The sequence below is a fragment of the Pseudarthrobacter sp. NPDC058119 genome, assembly GCF_042884655.1.
Lineage (GTDB): Bacteria > Actinomycetota > Actinomycetes > Actinomycetales > Micrococcaceae > Arthrobacter.
The window spans coordinates 1-16,095 of record NZ_JBHVTN010000008.1; the positions used below are offsets into that span (position 1 = coordinate 1).

Here is a 16,095-nt window from a genome sequence, read left to right on the forward strand (position 1 = left end):
ACTCAACCCACTCGGCAGTCTCTTCCGGATCACGATCAGGCAGCTGGTTAGTCAACCCGCTGAGGATATGGGAGGTATCTTCTCCTGCAGCCACGTCCAACCTCTCTTTGCGCGCATGAATCGGCGCACTCAGGCCAGGCAGGATGACTGCCCGGCGTACATACGCCGTGTGCGACGTATCGGTTACAACAGCCCGGTCATGTGTGCCGGGCAGCTTCCTAGCGCTCCTATGTCTGCACGGAGTCACAAGGTAGTCGTCCCGCAGGCATAGTTGTCACCAGCCACTCTAGCCTTGACGGGAACACGATGCGTAGCCGCGGCCCGGTGCTGCAGTTGTATTTCGTTCGTCATACTGGTTGTGTGACGAAAAGCCCCTGTGCCAGGGATGCCGTGGCCCGATGTGACGCAGAATATGCGCAGTCCAGGGGGCGGCAGCTTGAAGCGCAGGCACAAAGGGTGTTGGCTTGGGAGTAATGGAAATCACTATGCGCACCGCATATATGAGGTATTGGAGGAACACGTGAGCGAGGCCGACGCCGCCACTTCGGTAAATGTGGCGGAAAAATTGGGTTTCAAAAACGGGGATCTGATTCAGGAGTTCGGTTACGACGACGACGTCGATTTCGACTTGCGTGACGATATTGAGGACCTCACCGGTTCCGAAATGCTCGACGAGGACGACCACGAGGTGGCGGACGCCGTCATCCTTTGGTGGCGTGACGGCGACGGGGACCTGGTGGACAGCCTGATGGATTCCCTCACCACTTTGAGTGACAACGGCGTTGTCTGGGTCCTCACTCCCAAGTCCGGCCGGGACGGCTACGTTTCGCCCGCGGAAATCCAGGAAGCTGCTCCCACGGCGGGCCTGCACGTTACCACCTCCGCCGGAGTCTCAAAGGACTGGAGCGCTGTCCGCCTGGTCAGCAGGAAGAACAAGTGACGGCAGCGGTCCAGGCCGCCCCCGCAGCCGTACCAGCGCTGGGCGCCGAGGCTCCGGACTTCGAGCTGGCCAACCAATTCGGCGAGCCCGTAACGCTGTCCTCCTTCCGGGGGCAGAACGTTGCTCTGGTCTTCTACCCCTTTGCCTTCTCCGGTATCTGCACCGGTGAGCTGTGCGAAATACGGGACAACCTCGGCATGTTCGAGGATTCGAACACTGTTGTCCTGGGAGTGTCCGTGGACAGCAAGTTCAGCCTCCGCGCCTACGCGGAGCAGGAGGGCTACAAGTTCGACCTCCTGGCCGATTTTTGGCCGCACGGGGCCGTGGCCAGCGCCTATGGTGTGTTCGACGCCGGCAGCGGCATGGCAAAAAGGGCCACGTTCATCATCGACGGCGACGGCAGGATCCGTTACAGCGTGGTGAACCCCCGCGGCCAAGCCCGGGACTTCAGGGAATACCGCTCCGCCCTCGCAGACCTGAAGCGGGACTAGGAAGCTATGGCCGGGCAGCGGCGGGGGACGGGCCTTACCGGGTTCGCCAGCATGCCGCCGGTGGCCCCGGCCCCGCCGTCGGGAAATGACCTCGACGTCCTGGCCCGCATCCGCGACCTCCTCGCCGGCGCCCCCTTCGCCCTGCTGACGGGGGCCGGACTGAGCACCGATTCCGGCATACCGGATTACCGCGGCCCGGAGTCGCCGCCTCGTTCGCCCATGACCTACCAGGAGTTCGTCCGGGACGCAGCCAACCGGCAACGGTACTGGGCCAGGAACCATATCGGCTGGTCCCACATGCGGCACGCGGACCCCAACCAGGGGCACTACTCCGCCGCGGAACTGGAACGGCGCGGCTACCTCACCGGCCTGATCACCCAGAACGTTGACCGGCTGCATCAGGACGCCGGCAGTTCCAACGTTGTTGACCTGCACGGCAGATATGACCAGGTGGTCTGCCTGGACTGCGGGCGCACGTACTCCCGGCGCCTGCTGGCTGGTGTTTTCGAGGAACTCAACCCGGGCTTCCTGGCACGGGCAGCGGCCGGCGGCCTGGTGGAAATGGCGCCGGACGCGGACGCCACCGTGGAGGACCAGGCCCTGATCAGCAGCTTTGTGGTGGCAGTTTGTCCGGCCTGCGGGGGCACGTTGAAGCCGGACTTCGTCTACTTTGGGGAAAACGTGCCCAAGGACCGGGTGGAACGCTCCTACGCAATGGTGGACCAGGCCGCAGCCTTGCTGGTGGCAGGCTCATCGTTGACAGTCATGAGCGGCCTGCGTTTCGTCAGGCACGCCGCCAAGGAATCCAAGCCCGTGGTCATCGTCAACCGCGGTGCCACCCGCGGCGATGACAAGGCAACCATCAAGCTTGAAGCCGGCGTCAGCCAGGCGCTGGATTACCTCGCCGCTGAACTCCCGCCCCTGTAGCCCGTCCATTTCTTCCATGGATTCGCGTTTCCGGTCCCCGGTCGGGTAGAGTCTATGTTCGTTGGTTGCGGCGGAACGGCCGGAAACACCGCAATTCGGGTCTTTAGCTCAGCTGGTAGAGCGCCACGTTTACACCGTGGATGTCATCGGTTCGATCCCGGTAGGACCCACCAAGGAAAACCCCGTTGCCCCGCCTGATGGCGGAGGCAGCGGGGTTTTTTGCTGTTCCCTCCAGCCGGGCGTGATTGTCGGTGCCTTGCCATAGCTTGCAGGAATGGAACACGTCATAGTGCATACGGACAGCGAGGGGAAGCCCACTGCGGTCCTGGGCCAGGGTAGGGAATGGGTGGTGGGCGCCGAGCCGGTGAGGTGGTTCGAGCGCATCAACTGGTGGGAAACCACCCGGCGGATGCCGAAGGGCGCCGGCGGTGTGGACGTCGAAGTCCTTCAGGTTCAGGTGAGGCTGGGGCACAATGACAGGTCGGCGCTGACCACCATGTATCTCCAGCGGGATGGGCTGGGCGGTGGCTGGCGGCTGAGGGAGCCGGTGGCGGGAGCAGCCTAGGAATCCGGGCTCAGTCCCCGGGCATTGGAAAACCCTCCACCGCGACTATTGGGGGATGCCGCGGTGGAGGGCCTGCGATGAATATACCGTGAACTTCCGGAAACAAAAAGTCACGCGTCGTCATATTTCAGGGACCGTGGCTGTGGCCCGTGTTTACTGCCGGACGGGGATGAAGACCCGTGGCTGTTCGGTCCAGGTATCGGCCATCTGGGACATGGTGCGCCGCATGATCCGGTCTGACGCATCACGTGCGGATGCGGCGTCACCCCGGGCGATCGCTTCCGCTACATCCTCATGCCATTGCAGGGCAGCCTGGTGCGGGTGGTCGGGCATCAGGCCGTGGACCGTGCGGCCGGTCAGGGTTTCTGCCACCTGGCCCATGAGGTTGGCGAACATCTCGTTTCCGGAGCCTGAGAGCAGCAGTGAATGGAAGCGGATGTCCAGCTCCAGGAACCGCACCACCTCGCCGTTGTTGCCGGCTTCGCGCATGGCGCGGGCAACATCCACGAGTTCCATCCGCAGGGCCGCCGGAGCATTCTGCGCTGCCAGCTCGGCAGCGGCAGGCTCCACGGCCGCGCGCAGCTCGGCCAGTGAGCGCAGCTGGGCGCCGCGGGCATCGCTGGCCAGGCGCCACCGGATGACCTGCGGATCGAAGGGATTCCAGCGGCTGGCAGGCATCACCCGGATCCCCACCCTCTTGGTGGTCTCCACCAGGCCCAGGGACTGAAGGACCCGCACCGCTTCCCGGATCACGGACCGGGACACTTTCAGTTCATCCTCCAGCTGTTCCGCGAGCATGACATGGCCTGCGGGGAGTTCCCCCGAGACGATCCGGGTGCCCAGGTTCTCGATGGCACGGTGGTGGAGGCTGCTGGTCATGCTGTAAGCCTAGTTGTTGGCAACCATGTGGCCGGCAGCATGCGCAGAGTGGCACCGACACAATCGGTCCCACTTTGCGGCCGCTACTTTCGCGCCACTCCAAGAATATATATGCTTTATTCCGACCCCCTGATCTGCCCCGGTGACTTCCGCCTGCGGAAGCCGGCAGCCGAGGCGAACAATGAATTGGAGTTATTGATGTCTGCACACATCGGTGTCACCGGCCTCGCCGTCATGGGCGCCAACCTCGCACGCAACCTGGCCCGCAACGGATTCACGGTTGCGCTGCACAACAGGTCCGTGGAGAAGACGGACGCGCTGCTGGAAAAGCACGGCTCGGAAGGTGACTTCGTCCGGACCGAAACCCTGCAGGAACTGGTGGACTCCCTGGAGAAGCCGCGCCGGGTGCTCATCATGGTCAAGGCCGGCAAGCCCGTGGACTCCGTCATCGAACAGCTGGAGCCGCTGCTGGAGCCGGGCGACATCATCATCGACGCCGGCAACTCCCACTATGAGGACACCCGCCGCCGTGAAGCGGCCCTGGCCAAGAAGGACCTGCACTTCGTGGGCGTCGGCGTGTCCGGCGGCGAGGAAGGCGCGCTGAACGGCCCCTCCATAATGCCCGGCGGTTCCAAGGAGTCCTACAAGGCCCTCGGCCCGCTGCTGGAAAAGATCTCCGCAAAGGTCGACGGCGAGCCCTGCTGCGCCTGGATCGGCACCGACGGCGCGGGCCACTTCGTCAAGATGGTCCACAACGGCATCGAATACGCCGACATGCAGGTCATCGGCGAGGCCTTCGACCTGCTCCGTTCCGGTGCAGGCATCGAGCCGGCCGAGCAGGCAAAGATCTTCACCGAATGGAACAAGGGTGATCTTTCGTCGTTCCTGATCGAGATCTCCGCCGAGGTCCTGGGCCACGTTGACGCCAAGACCGGCAAGCCGTTCGTCGATGTCGTCGTTGACGCCGCCGGCCAGAAGGGCACAGGCCGCTGGACGGTCATCTCTGCCCTGGAACTGGGCTCACCGGTGTCGGGCATCGCCGAGTCCGTTTTTGCGCGCGCACTCTCCTCCCAGGCCGCACAGCGCAAGCTGGGCCAGGAACTGCTGGCCGGCAACGAGGCCACGGTGGAAATCCCCGAGACGTTCGTCGAGGACGTCCGCCAGGCGCTCTACGCCTCCAAGCTGGTCTCCTACGCCCAGGGGCTGGACATGCTCACCTCCGCAGCCAAGGAATACGGCTGGGACCTGAAGCTTGACGAGATTGCCTCCTTGTGGCGCGCAGGCTGCATCATCCGTGCCGAGCTCCTCAAGGACATCACCAAGGCCTACGCCGCCGACGAAAAGCCGGCCAACCTGCTCTTCGCCCCGGCGTTCACCAAGGCCATCGCAGACGCCCTGCCCGCCTGGCGCCGCGTTGTGGCCACCGCCGTGCAGCTCGGTATCCCGGTACCGGTGTTCTCGTCCTCGCTGGCCTACTACGACGGACTGCGCCGCAAGCGCGTGGCCGCCGCCCTGATCCAGGGCCAGCGCGACCTGTTTGGCGCCCACACGTACGGCCGCGTCGACACCGAAGGGACCTTCCACACCCTCTGGGGCGAGGACAAGTCCGAGGTTGAAGCGGTGGACACGCACTAGTCTGCACCGTTTCCGGCCCGGCGGCCGGCGCTACCCGATACTCTGGGGGCGCCGGCCGCTGGTGTTTCCGGCCCGACCGTCCGGCGTCCGCACTGCCTGTCCGTCCCGTAGCACCGACCCCGAGGAGTCCCGCCCATGAACCAGCCCGTCGTCTTTGTCACCGGTGCGTCCACGGGAATCGGCTTTGAGGCCGCAAGGAAGCTCGCGGCCCACGGCTTTACGGTTTACGCCGGCGCCCGCCGGGTGGAGAAAATGGAGCCGCTCAGGGCGGACGGCGTCCGGATACTGCCGCTGGATGTGACCGATGAGGCCTCAATGGGTGCGGCGGTGGGGGAGATCCTTGCAGCCCACGGCAGGATCGACGTACTGGTCAACAACGCCGGTTACGGGTCCCATGGCTCGCTGGAGGAAGTGGCGCTTGCCGAGGGCCGGCGGCAGTTCGAGGTCAACCTTTTCGGGCTGGCCCGGATGACGCAGCTCGTGCTGCCGGCCATGCGTGCCGCCGGCAGGGGCCGGATCATCAATATCTCTTCGATCGGCGGAAAGATGTACGAGCCGCTGGGCGCCTGGTACCACGCCACGAAGTTCGCCGTGGAGGGTCTTAGCGATTCGCTCCGGGTGGAGCTCAAGCCCCACGGCATCGACGTCTCCATCATCGAACCGGGCGGCACCCAGTCTGAATGGGGCGCCATCTCCGCCGGGGGCCTGTTGGCCAGTTCGGGTTCGGGGCCATATGCGGCACAGGCCAAGGTGGTGGCAGCCGCGCTGGCCTCCACGGACGGTTCGGCAATGTCCTCGCATCCGGAAGTCATTGCGGAGGCGATCGTCCACGCTGCCAGCTCGCCGCGGCCCAGGACCCGGTATCCGGTGGGCAGGGGCGCGCGGGCCATCCTGCTGCTGCGCCGGCTGCTGCCTGACCGTGCCTTCGATGCCGTTCTGTGGACTATTTACCGGCGTTTTCCCGGCTAGCGGACGAAGCCAGGGCCACGCCCGGACTGCGTCCGCTAGATCCGGTACTCGATATCGTATTCGGCCGGGTCCACCGCGGGCTTGGTTTCCCGCTGTGCATCGCGGTGCCGCCATTTGGCGGGAACTCCGGTGATGATCGACTCCGGCGGCGCATCCTTGACCACCACGGCGTTGGCGCCCACGGCGCTGTCCCGCCCAATGGTGATAGGCCCCAGGATCTTGGCGCCAGCGCCAATGGTGACGCGGTCGCCGATGGTGGGATGCCGCTTGATCCGGGCCAGGGAACGCCCGCCCAGCGTTACACCGTGATAGATCATCACGTCTTCGCCGATCTCTGCGGTTTCACCGATCACCACGCCCATGCCGTGGTCGATGAAGAACCGGCGGCCGATCGTCGCGCCCGGGTGGATCTCGATGCCGGTCCAGGACCGGCCCAGCTGTGACAGGAGCCGGGCCGGGAAGCGCAGCTCCGGGTTCTGCCACATGCGGTGCGTCAGCCGGTGGATCCAGATGGCGTGGAGGCCGGAATAGGCGAAAAAGTTCTCAAAAGAACCTCGAGCCGCCGGGTCGTGGGACCGGGCGGCGTCGAGGTCTTCCTTCAGTCTTGCGAAAAAGCCCACAAAGTTCTTTCTACAGGAAACGGGCGGACAGCGGACTGATCAGCCGCGGATGTCGTCATAGAGCACGGTGGAGATGTAACGCTCACCGAAGTCGCACACTACGGCAACAATGAGCTTGCCCGCGTTTTCCGGCCGCTTGGCCAGCTCCAGGGCGGCCCAGACAATCGCGCCGGAGGAGATGCCGCCGAGGATGCCTTCCTTGATGCCCAAGTCGCGGGCGACCCGGACAGAGTCCTCCAGGGTTGCGTCGATGACCTCGTCGTAGACGTTGGTGTCGAGCAGTTCGGGAATGAAGTTGGCGCCCAGGCCCTGGATCTTGTGCGGGCCGGGGGCGCCGCCGTTCAGGATGGGGGAGTCTTTGGGTTCCACGGCCACGATCTGGACGCCGGGCTTGCGCTCCTTCAGGACCTGTCCAACGCCGGTGATGGTTCCCCCGGTGCCGATGCCCGCCACGAAGATGTCCACCGCGCCGTCCGTGTCGGCCCAGACCTCTTCTGCGGTGGTCTTGCGGTGCACCTCCGGGTTGGCCTCGTTGGCGAACTGCTGCGCCCAGATGGAGTTCTCGGTGTTGGCCACGATTTCCTGGGCCTTTTCCACGGCGCCGCGCATGCCCTCCGAACCGGGGGTCAGCACAATCTCGGCTCCGAATGCGCGCAGCATGACCCGGCGCTCCGTGGACATGGTCTCCGGCATGGTGAGGATGACTTTGTACCCGCGGGCAGCACCCACCATGGCCAGGGCGATGCCCGTGTTGCCGGACGTGCCTTCGACGATGGTGCCGCCGGGCTTCAGGGCACCGGACTTTTCCGCGGCGTCGATGATGGCAACGCCGATGCGGTCCTTGACGCTGTTGGCCGGGTTGTAGAACTCCAGCTTCACGGCAACGGTGGCGTCGAGCCCTTCGCTGAGCCGGTTCAACCGAACCAGCGGGGTCCCGCCGACCAGCTGCGTTACATCGTCATAGATCCGTGCCATGTACATACGCCTATCTCTAAGGGGAGGATACTGAGGTCAGCCTAACGAGGCCGCGTAACGGTGGGCTAAGCGTTAAGCCATGCAGAGTAATATTTCCGGGCCTTGGCCAGCTTGGGGTTGATGATCACCTGGCAGTAGCCCTGCTCCGGGTGCTTCGCGTAATAATTCTGGTGGAATTCTTCCGCCACATAAAACCGCGGCAGCCAGGTGACCTCGGTGACTATGGGATGCGGCCATAGCGCCTGGTTGCGGTCGATCGCTTCCTCGAAGAGGATCTTCTCTTCTGTGGTCTCGTAGAACATCGAGGAGCGGTACTGGGTGCCGACGTCGTATCCCTGGCGGTTCAGCGTGGTGGGATCGTGCAAGGCGAAGAACATGTCCAGGACCACTTCCGCGGGGATGATGTCCTCATCGAAGGTCACCGCCACGACTTCGGCATGGCCGGTGGTTCCACTGCACACCGAGTAGTAGTCCGGCTGCGGATCGTGGCCGCCGGTGTAGCCGGACACCACGGAGGTGACGCCCTTGGTCCGCTGGTAGACGGCGTCAAGGCACCAGAAGCACCCTCCGCCCAGAACAAAAGTTTTCATGACCTCTTCAATGGTTGACGGCGCCGGAAGATTCCCCGGCGCCCGGGCCCAGTGCCGCAAACTGCGGCGGCGCGAAGCCAATGGGGTAAAACTAAGACTATGGAACCTGTGGACACCGACGTTACCGGCCAGGCAGATCACGACGGCGACGCTCCTTCCGACACGCCGGCTGCGGCCGGTTCCGCGGACGCCCCCACACTGGCCGAACTGCTCCTTGCGGTTGAGGAACTGTGGCCGGAATCCCTGGCGGAGAACTGGGACGAGGTGGGACTCGTGGCAGGCCGTCCCTCGGCACCGGTTACGAAGGTGATGTTCGCGGTCGATCCCACCCTCGAGGTCATCGAGGAAGCGGTCGAGTGGGGAGCGGAACTGCTCATCACTCACCACCCCCTCCTGCTGAAGGGCGTCACATCCGTGGCGGCCACGTCGGCAAAGGGCAGGGCGGTCCACCGGCTCATTGAAACGGGAACGGCACTGCTGACCGTGCACACCAACGGGGACTCCGCCGTCGGTGGTGTCTCCGACGTCCTGGCCGATGCCTTGGGGCTCCAGGACGTCGTTCCCCTGACCGTGGCGGCCAACGGTCTGCCCGAGGAGGGTATCGGGCGGGTGGGGGACCTCGCGGATGCCATGAGCCTGGGTGACTTCGCGGCCCGGGTTTTCGGAATCCTCCCCTCGGTGGCCGGCGGCGTGCGTGTTTCCGGCGACAAGGACGGGCTGGTGCGGCGCATCGCGGTCTGCGGCGGAGCGGGGGATTCGCTGTTCAACGAGGTCCGCGCGAGCAGCGCCGACGTCTACGTCACCGCCGACCTCCGCCACCACCCGGCGTCAGAAGCGCGGGAGGCTGCCGACAACGGACGGCCATACCTGGTGGACGTGTCGCACTTTGCCAGCGAATGGCTGTGGCTGCCTGCCGCAGCCGCGGCCCTGGGCAACGTCCTGGCCGACCAGGGCCATGACGTGGAGATCCTGGTCAGTACCACCAACAGCGATCCGTGGGACTTCATCCTCACTCCCGGCTAGAGTCTAGGAAGCGCCGGTTCGGTGCCCGGTCCAGGCCGGAAGGGATCTAGCGGAGGTAAACGTGGCCAAGGCAGCACCGGCGGAACAGTTGAAGTTGCTCGAACTGCAGGGCCTGGACGCCAGGTTGAAGGGCCTCACCAACCGCCGCCGCACGCTCGAAAACGATCCCCGCATCAAGGACCTCGAGGCCGCCCTGTCCGTCGCCAACGGTGAACTGGGCGCGGCCAAGGTGGCTGTGCACGACGCCGAGGCTGCGCTGAAACGGGCCGAAGCCGACGTTGAACAGGTCGCCTCCCGGATCCAGCGTGACGAAGCACGGCTCAACAGCGGCACCGGCCTGTCCAAGGACCTGGTAGCACTGCAAAAGGACATTGCGTCCCTGAACAAGCGGCGCTCCGACCTTGAAGACGTCGAACTGGAGGTCATGGAGCGGCTGGACTCGCTGCGGGAACGGCAGGCGGCCCAGCAGCAGATCGTCGATGACATCCAGGGGTCCTTTGGAACCATCAGGGCCGAGCTCGATGCGGCCCTCGCGGAGGTCGAAACGGAAGCGGCAGGGCTTCGTGCCCAGCGCGGCGAATTCGCCCAGGGCCTGGACGCGGGCCTGCTGGCAGTTTACGAAAAGACGCTCGCGAAGCGCGGGGTGGGTGCCGCGCGGCTCTTCCACGGCACCTCGGAAGCCTCGGGAATGAAGCTCAGCCCGGGCGACCTCGCCGAGATCAAGGCAGCCGCTGCGGACGACATTGTGTTCTGCCCGGACTCGGGCGCCATCCTGGTCCGCTCTGACGAATGGTCCTAGGCGGCCGGCAGGCAACCGGCAGGGCTGTCAGCCCGGCAGGATGATGTTCAAGGCGTGCGGTTTGCGGGCGGTGCCGGGCACCAGCTCCGCCTCCCACCGTTCGCGCGCTGCCTTCAGAAGGTCCGACGCCGCCGCGGGGGCCTTTCCACGGCGCACCAGCAGGTGCCGGGCCAGTTCGCCGCGGGTGTGCTTGGCGAAGTGGCTCACCACTTTCCGGACTCCGCCGCTTTCGGTGAAGACGTTGACCGTGACGGTCTGCTCCGCCGGCGGAGCCCACGCCGCCGCATAGGTGCTGGACCGGCAGTCCACCAGCAGGTGCCCCTGGGCTGCGGCGCCCAGGGTATCCCCAAGCTGTTCCTTCCAGAACGGAGCCAGCCGCCCGACGTCGGGCAAGGACGTGCCCATGGACAACCGGTAGGCGGGGACGCTGTCGCCAAAGCGGAGGGCTCCCCACAACGCCGAGATCACCAGGACGGACTCATCGGCCTTGCGGCGCTGCACCGGCGTCAGGGTGCGGTAGCCGAGGGCGTCATACAGGACACCCGAATAGATGCTGTGGGCAGGGGCCGCCGGCTCGGCGTGCAGGCGTGTATTCCGCTCGACGTCGTCCCGCAGCGATGCCCCCACGCCCAGCAGGGCGAGGGCATCCTGGTGTGCGCTGACAGTGCCAAGCGCCTCGAGGACCTTGGCGCGGTACGGGTTGAGTTCCGGGAAGCCCAGGGCGGACCAGTCGACGGCGGGACCGCGGAGGGCGGGCGTCTTTCCTTCGGAAGGGGGAAGCAGAATCAGCACCGTCCGATCCTACCGGCGACAAAAGCGGCCGGCGGCGCCGGTACACTGGGAGCCGGATGGGACAGCCAGACGGCCGCGCGCCACGCGAGTGGCTCGAGGAACGTCCGGGCTCCGCAGGGCAGGGTGGTGGGTAACGCCCACTCGGGGTAACCCGCAGGCCAGTGCCACAGAAAACAGACCGCCTGCATTTCCAGCTCCGGCTGGGAAGGGCAGGTAAGGGTGAAACGGTGGTGTAAGAGACCACCAGCTTCCCGGGTGACCGGGAAGGCTAGGTAAACCCCACCCGGAGCAAGGCCAGACAGGACACGTTCGAGGGCTGCCCGCCCGAGTGTCCGGGTAGGCCGCTGGAGGGTGCCGGCAACGGTACTCGTAGATGGATGGCCGTCGCTCCCTTGCCGGTAACGGCAGGGAGAACAGAACCCGGCGTATCGGCTGTCCCATCCTTAAACCGCGTTTGACCACGGGCAATGCGTCGGGGATCCTGAACCGTGCCCGTAATTCCTGAAACCCGTCCCGCACCCGCAGCGGGCATTCCCGGCATCCGTTCACAGGGGTTGGCGCTCGCCGGTTTCCTGGCCCTTTCGGCGCTGGCCTGGCTGCTCTCCTCGGTCCCGATCATCCTCAATTCCGGCGGCTGGTACGCAGGCTCCGCGAAGGCGCCGTGGATGCCGCCGTCGTGGATGTTCCGCAGCACATGGATGCTGCTGTATGCGGGTGTGGCCACCGCGGCCTGGCTGGTTTGGCGGAGAGGCCGCCTGGCCGGCGGCACCCGCTCCGGGTACGTGGTCCAGTTGCTGCTCAACGCCGCCTGGCCCGTGACCTTCTTCGCCTTGTACCCAATGCTCGGGGCCGTGGCACTGTGGGCGGCCTTCGCCGTCATCTGCGCCCTGACCGCCACCCTCGCGTTCCTGATCCTGCGGTTCGGCCCGGTGGACGCCGCCGCCGGCTGCCTGGTTCTGCCGTATTTCTCCTGGCTGGTCTATTGCGCAAGCCTGAACCTGTACGCCGCCATCCACAACTGATTGCCCGCTACTGCATCCTTCCGGGCCGCCCCATGTGAGTGATTTCACGCAGCCCGAGCGTGTTCCGCGGACCGCGCCAAATTAGAATGGATCCCGGACGCAGGAGTTCTACCGCCGAAAGTTGCGTCCGCAACCGGCGGTTTTTCTTTGCACGCGATCCAGGTGCCTGGGGACCATCCCCTGCAGGTGCCGGTGCCCCTGGACATCATCAGGTGGCCTACATCCGTGTACGAAGACGTACACGGCTGAACCGAGGAAGGTATTTCTGTGAGCCAGACGTCTGATTCTTGTCTTGATACGTGGATGGGCCGGGAGGCCCTCGCCGAGGCCATGATCCCGGTCATCGGCAGGCTGTACCGCGAAAACAACGTGGTGACCAGCATCCACGGCCGGAGCCTGATCAACAAGTCCACCATGAACATCCTCAAGGCGCACCGGTTTGCGCGCCGGATGAGCAAGGACGAACTGCTCCTGGAGGACACGGCCCCCCTGCTGAACACGCTGGCCGGACTCGAACTCGGCGCCGCTGCGATCGACATCGCCCGGCTGAACCAGAAGTTCAAGGAGGAGGGCAACGGCGCCACCCTTGAGGAGTTCCTCCGCGCAGAACTCGCCGAGATCGTGGGCAAGCGGGGCGGCGACGACCGCACCAGCACCGACGTCGTACTCTACGGCTTTGGCCGGATCGGCCGCCTCCTGGCACGCCTCCTGATCGAAAAGGCCGGCGGTGGCCGCGGCCTGCGCCTGCGCGCCATCGTCGTGCGCCGCGGGTCCGACAACGACCTCTCCAAGCGCGCCAGCCTGCTGCGCCGCGACTCCGTCCACGGCTCGTTCGAGGGCACCATCCGTGTTGATGAGGCCGCCAACACCATCACGGCCAACGGCGTCCAGATCCAGGTCATCTACTCGAACGACCCCGCCACGATCGACTACACCGCCTACGGGATCAACAACGCCCTGGTGGTGGACAACACCGGCCGCTGGCGTGACGCCGAGGGCCTGTCCCAGCACCTGCAGAGCAAGGGCGTGGCCCGGGTCCTGCTGACCGCGCCGGGCAAGGGCGAACTGAAGAACATCGTCCACGGCATCAACCACCGCGACATCACGGACTCGGACAAGATCGTCTCCGCGGCGTCCTGCACCACCAACGCCATCACCCCGGTCCTGAAGGCCATCAACGACAAGTTCGGCGTGGTGCACGGCCACGTGGAAACCGTCCACTCCTTCACCAACGACCAGAATCTGATCGACAACTTCCACAAGGGCGACCGCCGCGGCCGTTCGGCAGCGCTGAACATGGTGATCACCGAAACCGGTGCCGCCAAGGCCGTGGCCAAGGCCCTGCCCGAACTCCTGGGCAAGCTCACCGGCAGCTCCATCCGCGTCCCCACCCCGGACGTTTCGCTGGCCATCCTGAACCTCACCCTCGAAAACGGCACCACCAAGGACGAGGTCAACAACTACCTGCGCGAAATGTCGCTGCATTCGGACCTGCGCAAGCAGATCGACTACATCGATTCGCCCGAGGTTGTCTCCACCGACTTCGTGGGCTCCCGCCGTGCCGGCATCGTGGACGGCCTGGCCACGGTGTCCACCGACAAGAACCTGGTCCTCTACGTCTGGTACGACAACGAGTTCGGCTACAGCTGCCAGGTGGTCCGCGTCATGGAAGAGATGGCAGGCGTGAACCCGCCGTCCTTCCCGGCCAAGGAAAGCGCCGCCGCCCTGGCGGCCATCGCAGTCTAGTAACAGTCAGGGCTTTCCCGGCTGGTTCACTGGAATCAGCCGGGAAAGCGGACCACACTGTTGGCATGGACAACGAATCGACACTTCAGCACGAAACCACCCTCGAGCACGCACTGGACGTTGCCAAGGCGAACCATAAGGAAGCCGTGCGCCTGCTGGAACGCGCCAGGGACGCCCATAAAACCGGTGACGTCACAGATGAACGGGTGCGCCAGCTCGAGAGCCTGCTGGCCGTGGCGGAAGAAGACCTTCGACGCGTCACCAGGGAACAGTAACCCCGGGGGAGGCCCACGGGTGCTGTGACCCATCACTCGTCCTCAACAGTGTGGATATCAGCGGCCGGGTGCACCCTTTGTCCTAGGCTCTTGGGGTGCCCGACTTTCCCTTCCCGGCGTCAGCCCCGTGAGTATCAGCTGGTCTGCCTACCGCCGCGCACGCCGCCGTTCCCGGCAGGCCTGGGCGCTTCTCGCCACCGCCGCAGCAGCCATCCTCGTGGCCCTGGCCTGGTTCTTCACCACCGGCCAGTTTGCAGCAGCCGGACCCGCGGCTGACGGGCCCACTGAGGCGCCGGTCTTCGACCCTGCCTGGATGAAGCCGGTGAAGGAGCCCAACCCGGTTCCCCCCGGCAGCGCCCTCGCTGCCCTTGACGGCCTGGCCGTCAAAGGCAGGGCGCCCAACACCGGCTACAGCCGTGAGGCCTTCGGCCAGGCCTGGCTTGATGTCGACCGGAACGGCTGCGACACCCGCAACGACATCCTTCGGAGGGACCTGGCCGGCGTGGTGTTCTCGGAGGGGTCCTCCTGCAAAGTGACGGCCGGACATTTCCGGGAACCCTATACGGGCCAGGACGTAGATTTCCAGCGCGGAGCCGAGAGCAGCCGCGCCGTCCAGATCGACCATGTGGTGGCACTGGGTGACGCCTGGCAAAAGGGGGCCCAGCGCCTGGCAGCCAAAGAACGCCAGAGCCTGGCCAACGATCCCCTGAACCTCGTCGCAGCCGACGGCGCCGCCAACCAGCAAAAGGGCGCGGGTGACGCCGCTACCTGGCTGCCGAAAAACACGGCCATCCGCTGCCATTACGTTGCCCGGCAGATCTCGGTAAAGGCCGCCTACGGGTTGTGGGTGACTGCGGCAGAGAAAGACGCCATGCAGCGCGTCCTTGCCGCCTGCCCCCAGCAGCAGACCATCACCGCAGGCTGACCGGACGCCTCCCGGACAGGATCAGTGGCCAAAGGGGTCAGGGTCCACCCCGGGCATCCAGGTCAGCCCCGGCACGCCCCAGCCGTTCTTCTTCGCCTGCTTCATGGCTTTGCGCGAATAGCGGTCCATCAGCCGGTTGACATAGAGCTTGCCGTCGAGGTGGTCATATTCATGCTGGATGACCCTGGCAAACCAGCCCGTTGCCTCGAACCGGACAGGTTCCCCGAACCCGTCGAAGCCTTCCACCCGGGCCCATTCTGCCCGTTTGAGCGGATACTGTTCACCCGGGAACGAAAGGCAGCCCTCTTCCTCCTCGTCGGGATCGGGAGCAGCACCGGAGACTTTGGACAGGGTCAGGACGGGATTCACCAGGACGCCGGTCGGGGGAGCGCCGTCGTCATTCGCGTACTTGTAGACGAAGATCCGCTTGCCAACGCCGACCTGCGGGGCGGCGAGGCCCACTCCGTTGGCAGCGTCGTTGGTTTCGAACATGTCGGCAATAAGGGTGCGCAGTTCGTCGTCGAAAACCTCCACCTCGGCGGCGCGGCGGTGCAGCACAGGCTCGCCCCAGATGGTGATCGGCAGAACAGTCATATCAGTAGTCCTTCGGCTTCGCGGTGTCCCCGGCTGCAATGCACGTACCCGGTGGGGCACGAAAAAGGAGGCCGCACCGGATATCCGGTGCGGCCTCCTTGTTGGCGGCTGAATGTGCCGCCCCGTGAGGGTGAGCGACGGGGGTTGAACCCGCGACCTCCTGGACCACAACCAGGCGCTCTGCCAACTGAGCTACGCCCACCATGTGCCTCAAGGGAATTCCACCGGAGCGGCTCCCTGGAAACGCAACTCAAATAGCTTACCTGCTCGAAAGGGGTGCTTTGTCCACTTTCTGCGATTTGAGGGAAAATTTCACCAAACGTGGCGC

18 protein-coding genes, 2 tRNA genes and 1 other RNA gene are annotated in these 16,095 nt (G+C 65.3%); 14 read left to right on the plus strand and 7 right to left on the minus strand.

Translation table 11 applies throughout. The features are described 5' to 3' along the window. Window positions 1–520 precede the first annotated feature (520 nt). From ACFVTD_RS16395 to ACFVTD_RS16415, 5 genes are all read left to right on the plus strand, one after another. Entirely contained in the window at window positions 521–940 is a 420-nt protein-coding gene (locus ACFVTD_RS16395; RefSeq protein ID WP_387564921.1) for a DUF3052 domain-containing protein, read from the plus strand. Continuing rightward, entirely contained in the window at window positions 937–1,431 is a 495-nt protein-coding gene (locus ACFVTD_RS16400) for a peroxiredoxin (RefSeq protein WP_387564923.1), read from the plus strand. The genes ACFVTD_RS16395 and ACFVTD_RS16400 overlap by 4 nt, the downstream gene beginning before the upstream one ends. A gap of 6 nt (window positions 1,432–1,437) precedes the next feature. After that, on the plus strand, window positions 1,438–2,358 hold the full coding sequence (locus tag ACFVTD_RS16405) for an NAD-dependent protein deacetylase (protein WP_387564925.1): 921 nt from the start codon (window positions 1,438–1,440) through the stop codon (window positions 2,356–2,358). Between the two features lie 97 nt (window positions 2,359–2,455). After that, window positions 2,456–2,531 (plus strand) — tRNA-Val (locus tag ACFVTD_RS16410). A gap of 101 nt (window positions 2,532–2,632) precedes the next feature. Next, a complete protein-coding gene (locus ACFVTD_RS16415) occupies window positions 2,633–2,923 on the plus strand; it encodes a hypothetical protein (RefSeq protein WP_387564927.1) in 291 nt (96 codons plus the stop codon). A gap of 153 nt (window positions 2,924–3,076) precedes the next feature. Here ACFVTD_RS16415 and ACFVTD_RS16420 read toward each other — a convergent pair whose 3' ends face one another. Further along, window positions 3,077–3,802, minus strand: a complete 726-nt coding sequence (locus ACFVTD_RS16420) for a FadR/GntR family transcriptional regulator (protein ID WP_387564929.1) — start codon at window positions 3,800–3,802, stop codon at window positions 3,077–3,079. A gap of 198 nt (window positions 3,803–4,000) precedes the next feature. Here ACFVTD_RS16420 and gndA point away from each other — a divergent pair, with 198 nt between their 5' ends. Continuing rightward, a complete protein-coding gene (gene gndA, locus ACFVTD_RS16425) occupies window positions 4,001–5,437 on the plus strand; it encodes an NADP-dependent phosphogluconate dehydrogenase (RefSeq protein WP_387564931.1) in 1,437 nt (478 codons plus the stop codon). Between the two features lie 135 nt (window positions 5,438–5,572). Beyond that, a complete protein-coding gene (locus tag ACFVTD_RS16430; protein WP_387564933.1) occupies window positions 5,573–6,406 on the plus strand; it encodes an oxidoreductase in 834 nt (277 codons plus the stop codon). A 35-nt stretch (window positions 6,407–6,441) separates the two neighbouring features. Here the strand turns inward: ACFVTD_RS16430 and epsC are convergent, their stop codons facing one another. From epsC to msrA, 3 genes are all read right to left on the minus strand, one after another. Then, window positions 6,442–7,026 carry a serine O-acetyltransferase EpsC gene (gene epsC / locus ACFVTD_RS16435; protein ID WP_387564935.1) on the minus strand — a complete coding sequence of 195 codons (585 nt, stop codon included), beginning with the start codon at window positions 7,024–7,026 and terminating at the stop codon, window positions 6,442–6,444. A 39-nt stretch (window positions 7,027–7,065) separates the two neighbouring features. Continuing rightward, a complete protein-coding gene (gene cysK, locus ACFVTD_RS16440) occupies window positions 7,066–8,001 on the minus strand; it encodes a cysteine synthase A (protein ID WP_387564937.1) in 936 nt (311 codons plus the stop codon). A 65-nt stretch (window positions 8,002–8,066) separates the two neighbouring features. Beyond that, on the minus strand, window positions 8,067–8,591 hold the full coding sequence (gene msrA / locus ACFVTD_RS16445; protein ID WP_387564939.1) for a peptide-methionine (S)-S-oxide reductase MsrA: 525 nt from the start codon (window positions 8,589–8,591) through the stop codon (window positions 8,067–8,069). Window positions 8,592–8,690: 99 nt separating this feature from the next. Between msrA and ACFVTD_RS16450 the strand changes: the two genes are divergently transcribed. Next, window positions 8,691–9,614 carry a Nif3-like dinuclear metal center hexameric protein gene (locus ACFVTD_RS16450; RefSeq protein ID WP_387564941.1) on the plus strand — a complete coding sequence of 308 codons (924 nt, stop codon included), beginning with the start codon at window positions 8,691–8,693 and terminating at the stop codon, window positions 9,612–9,614. 61 nt (window positions 9,615–9,675) lie between these two features. After that, window positions 9,676–10,413 (plus strand): zinc ribbon domain-containing protein, encoded by a 738-nt coding sequence (locus ACFVTD_RS16455; RefSeq protein WP_387564943.1) that lies wholly within the window; start codon window positions 9,676–9,678, stop codon window positions 10,411–10,413. A gap of 27 nt (window positions 10,414–10,440) precedes the next feature. On the opposite strand, the gene ACFVTD_RS16460 is transcribed toward ACFVTD_RS16455, so the two are convergent. Beyond that, on the minus strand, window positions 10,441–11,205 hold the full coding sequence (locus ACFVTD_RS16460; protein ID WP_387564945.1) for a YaaA family protein: 765 nt from the start codon (window positions 11,203–11,205) through the stop codon (window positions 10,441–10,443). 57 nt (window positions 11,206–11,262) lie between these two features. Between ACFVTD_RS16460 and rnpB the strand changes: the two genes are divergently transcribed. From rnpB to ACFVTD_RS16485, 5 genes are all read left to right on the plus strand, one after another. Beyond that, window positions 11,263–11,649: RNase P RNA component class A (rnpB, locus tag ACFVTD_RS16465), an RNA gene on the plus strand. Between the two features lie 44 nt (window positions 11,650–11,693). After that, window positions 11,694–12,227, plus strand: a complete 534-nt coding sequence (locus ACFVTD_RS16470; RefSeq protein WP_387564947.1) for a TspO/MBR family protein — start codon at window positions 11,694–11,696, stop codon at window positions 12,225–12,227. Between the two features lie 267 nt (window positions 12,228–12,494). Then, complete coding sequence (locus ACFVTD_RS16475) at window positions 12,495–13,973, plus strand: glyceraldehyde-3-phosphate dehydrogenase (RefSeq protein ID WP_387564949.1); 1,479 nt, start codon at window positions 12,495–12,497, stop codon at window positions 13,971–13,973. A 65-nt stretch (window positions 13,974–14,038) separates the two neighbouring features. Continuing rightward, entirely contained in the window at window positions 14,039–14,248 is a 210-nt protein-coding gene (locus ACFVTD_RS16480) for a hypothetical protein (RefSeq protein ID WP_387564951.1), read from the plus strand. Window positions 14,249–14,375: 127 nt separating this feature from the next. Then, complete coding sequence (locus ACFVTD_RS16485; protein ID WP_387564953.1) at window positions 14,376–15,173, plus strand: HNH endonuclease family protein; 798 nt, start codon at window positions 14,376–14,378, stop codon at window positions 15,171–15,173. Window positions 15,174–15,194: 21 nt separating this feature from the next. Here the strand turns inward: ACFVTD_RS16485 and def are convergent, their stop codons facing one another. Together def and ACFVTD_RS16495 are read right to left on the minus strand one after the other, a co-directional pair. After that, window positions 15,195–15,767 carry a peptide deformylase gene (gene def, locus ACFVTD_RS16490; RefSeq protein WP_387564955.1) on the minus strand — a complete coding sequence of 191 codons (573 nt, stop codon included), beginning with the start codon at window positions 15,765–15,767 and terminating at the stop codon, window positions 15,195–15,197. Between the two features lie 129 nt (window positions 15,768–15,896). Beyond that, window positions 15,897–15,969, minus strand: a tRNA-His gene (locus ACFVTD_RS16495). Window positions 15,970–16,095 lie beyond the last annotated feature (126 nt).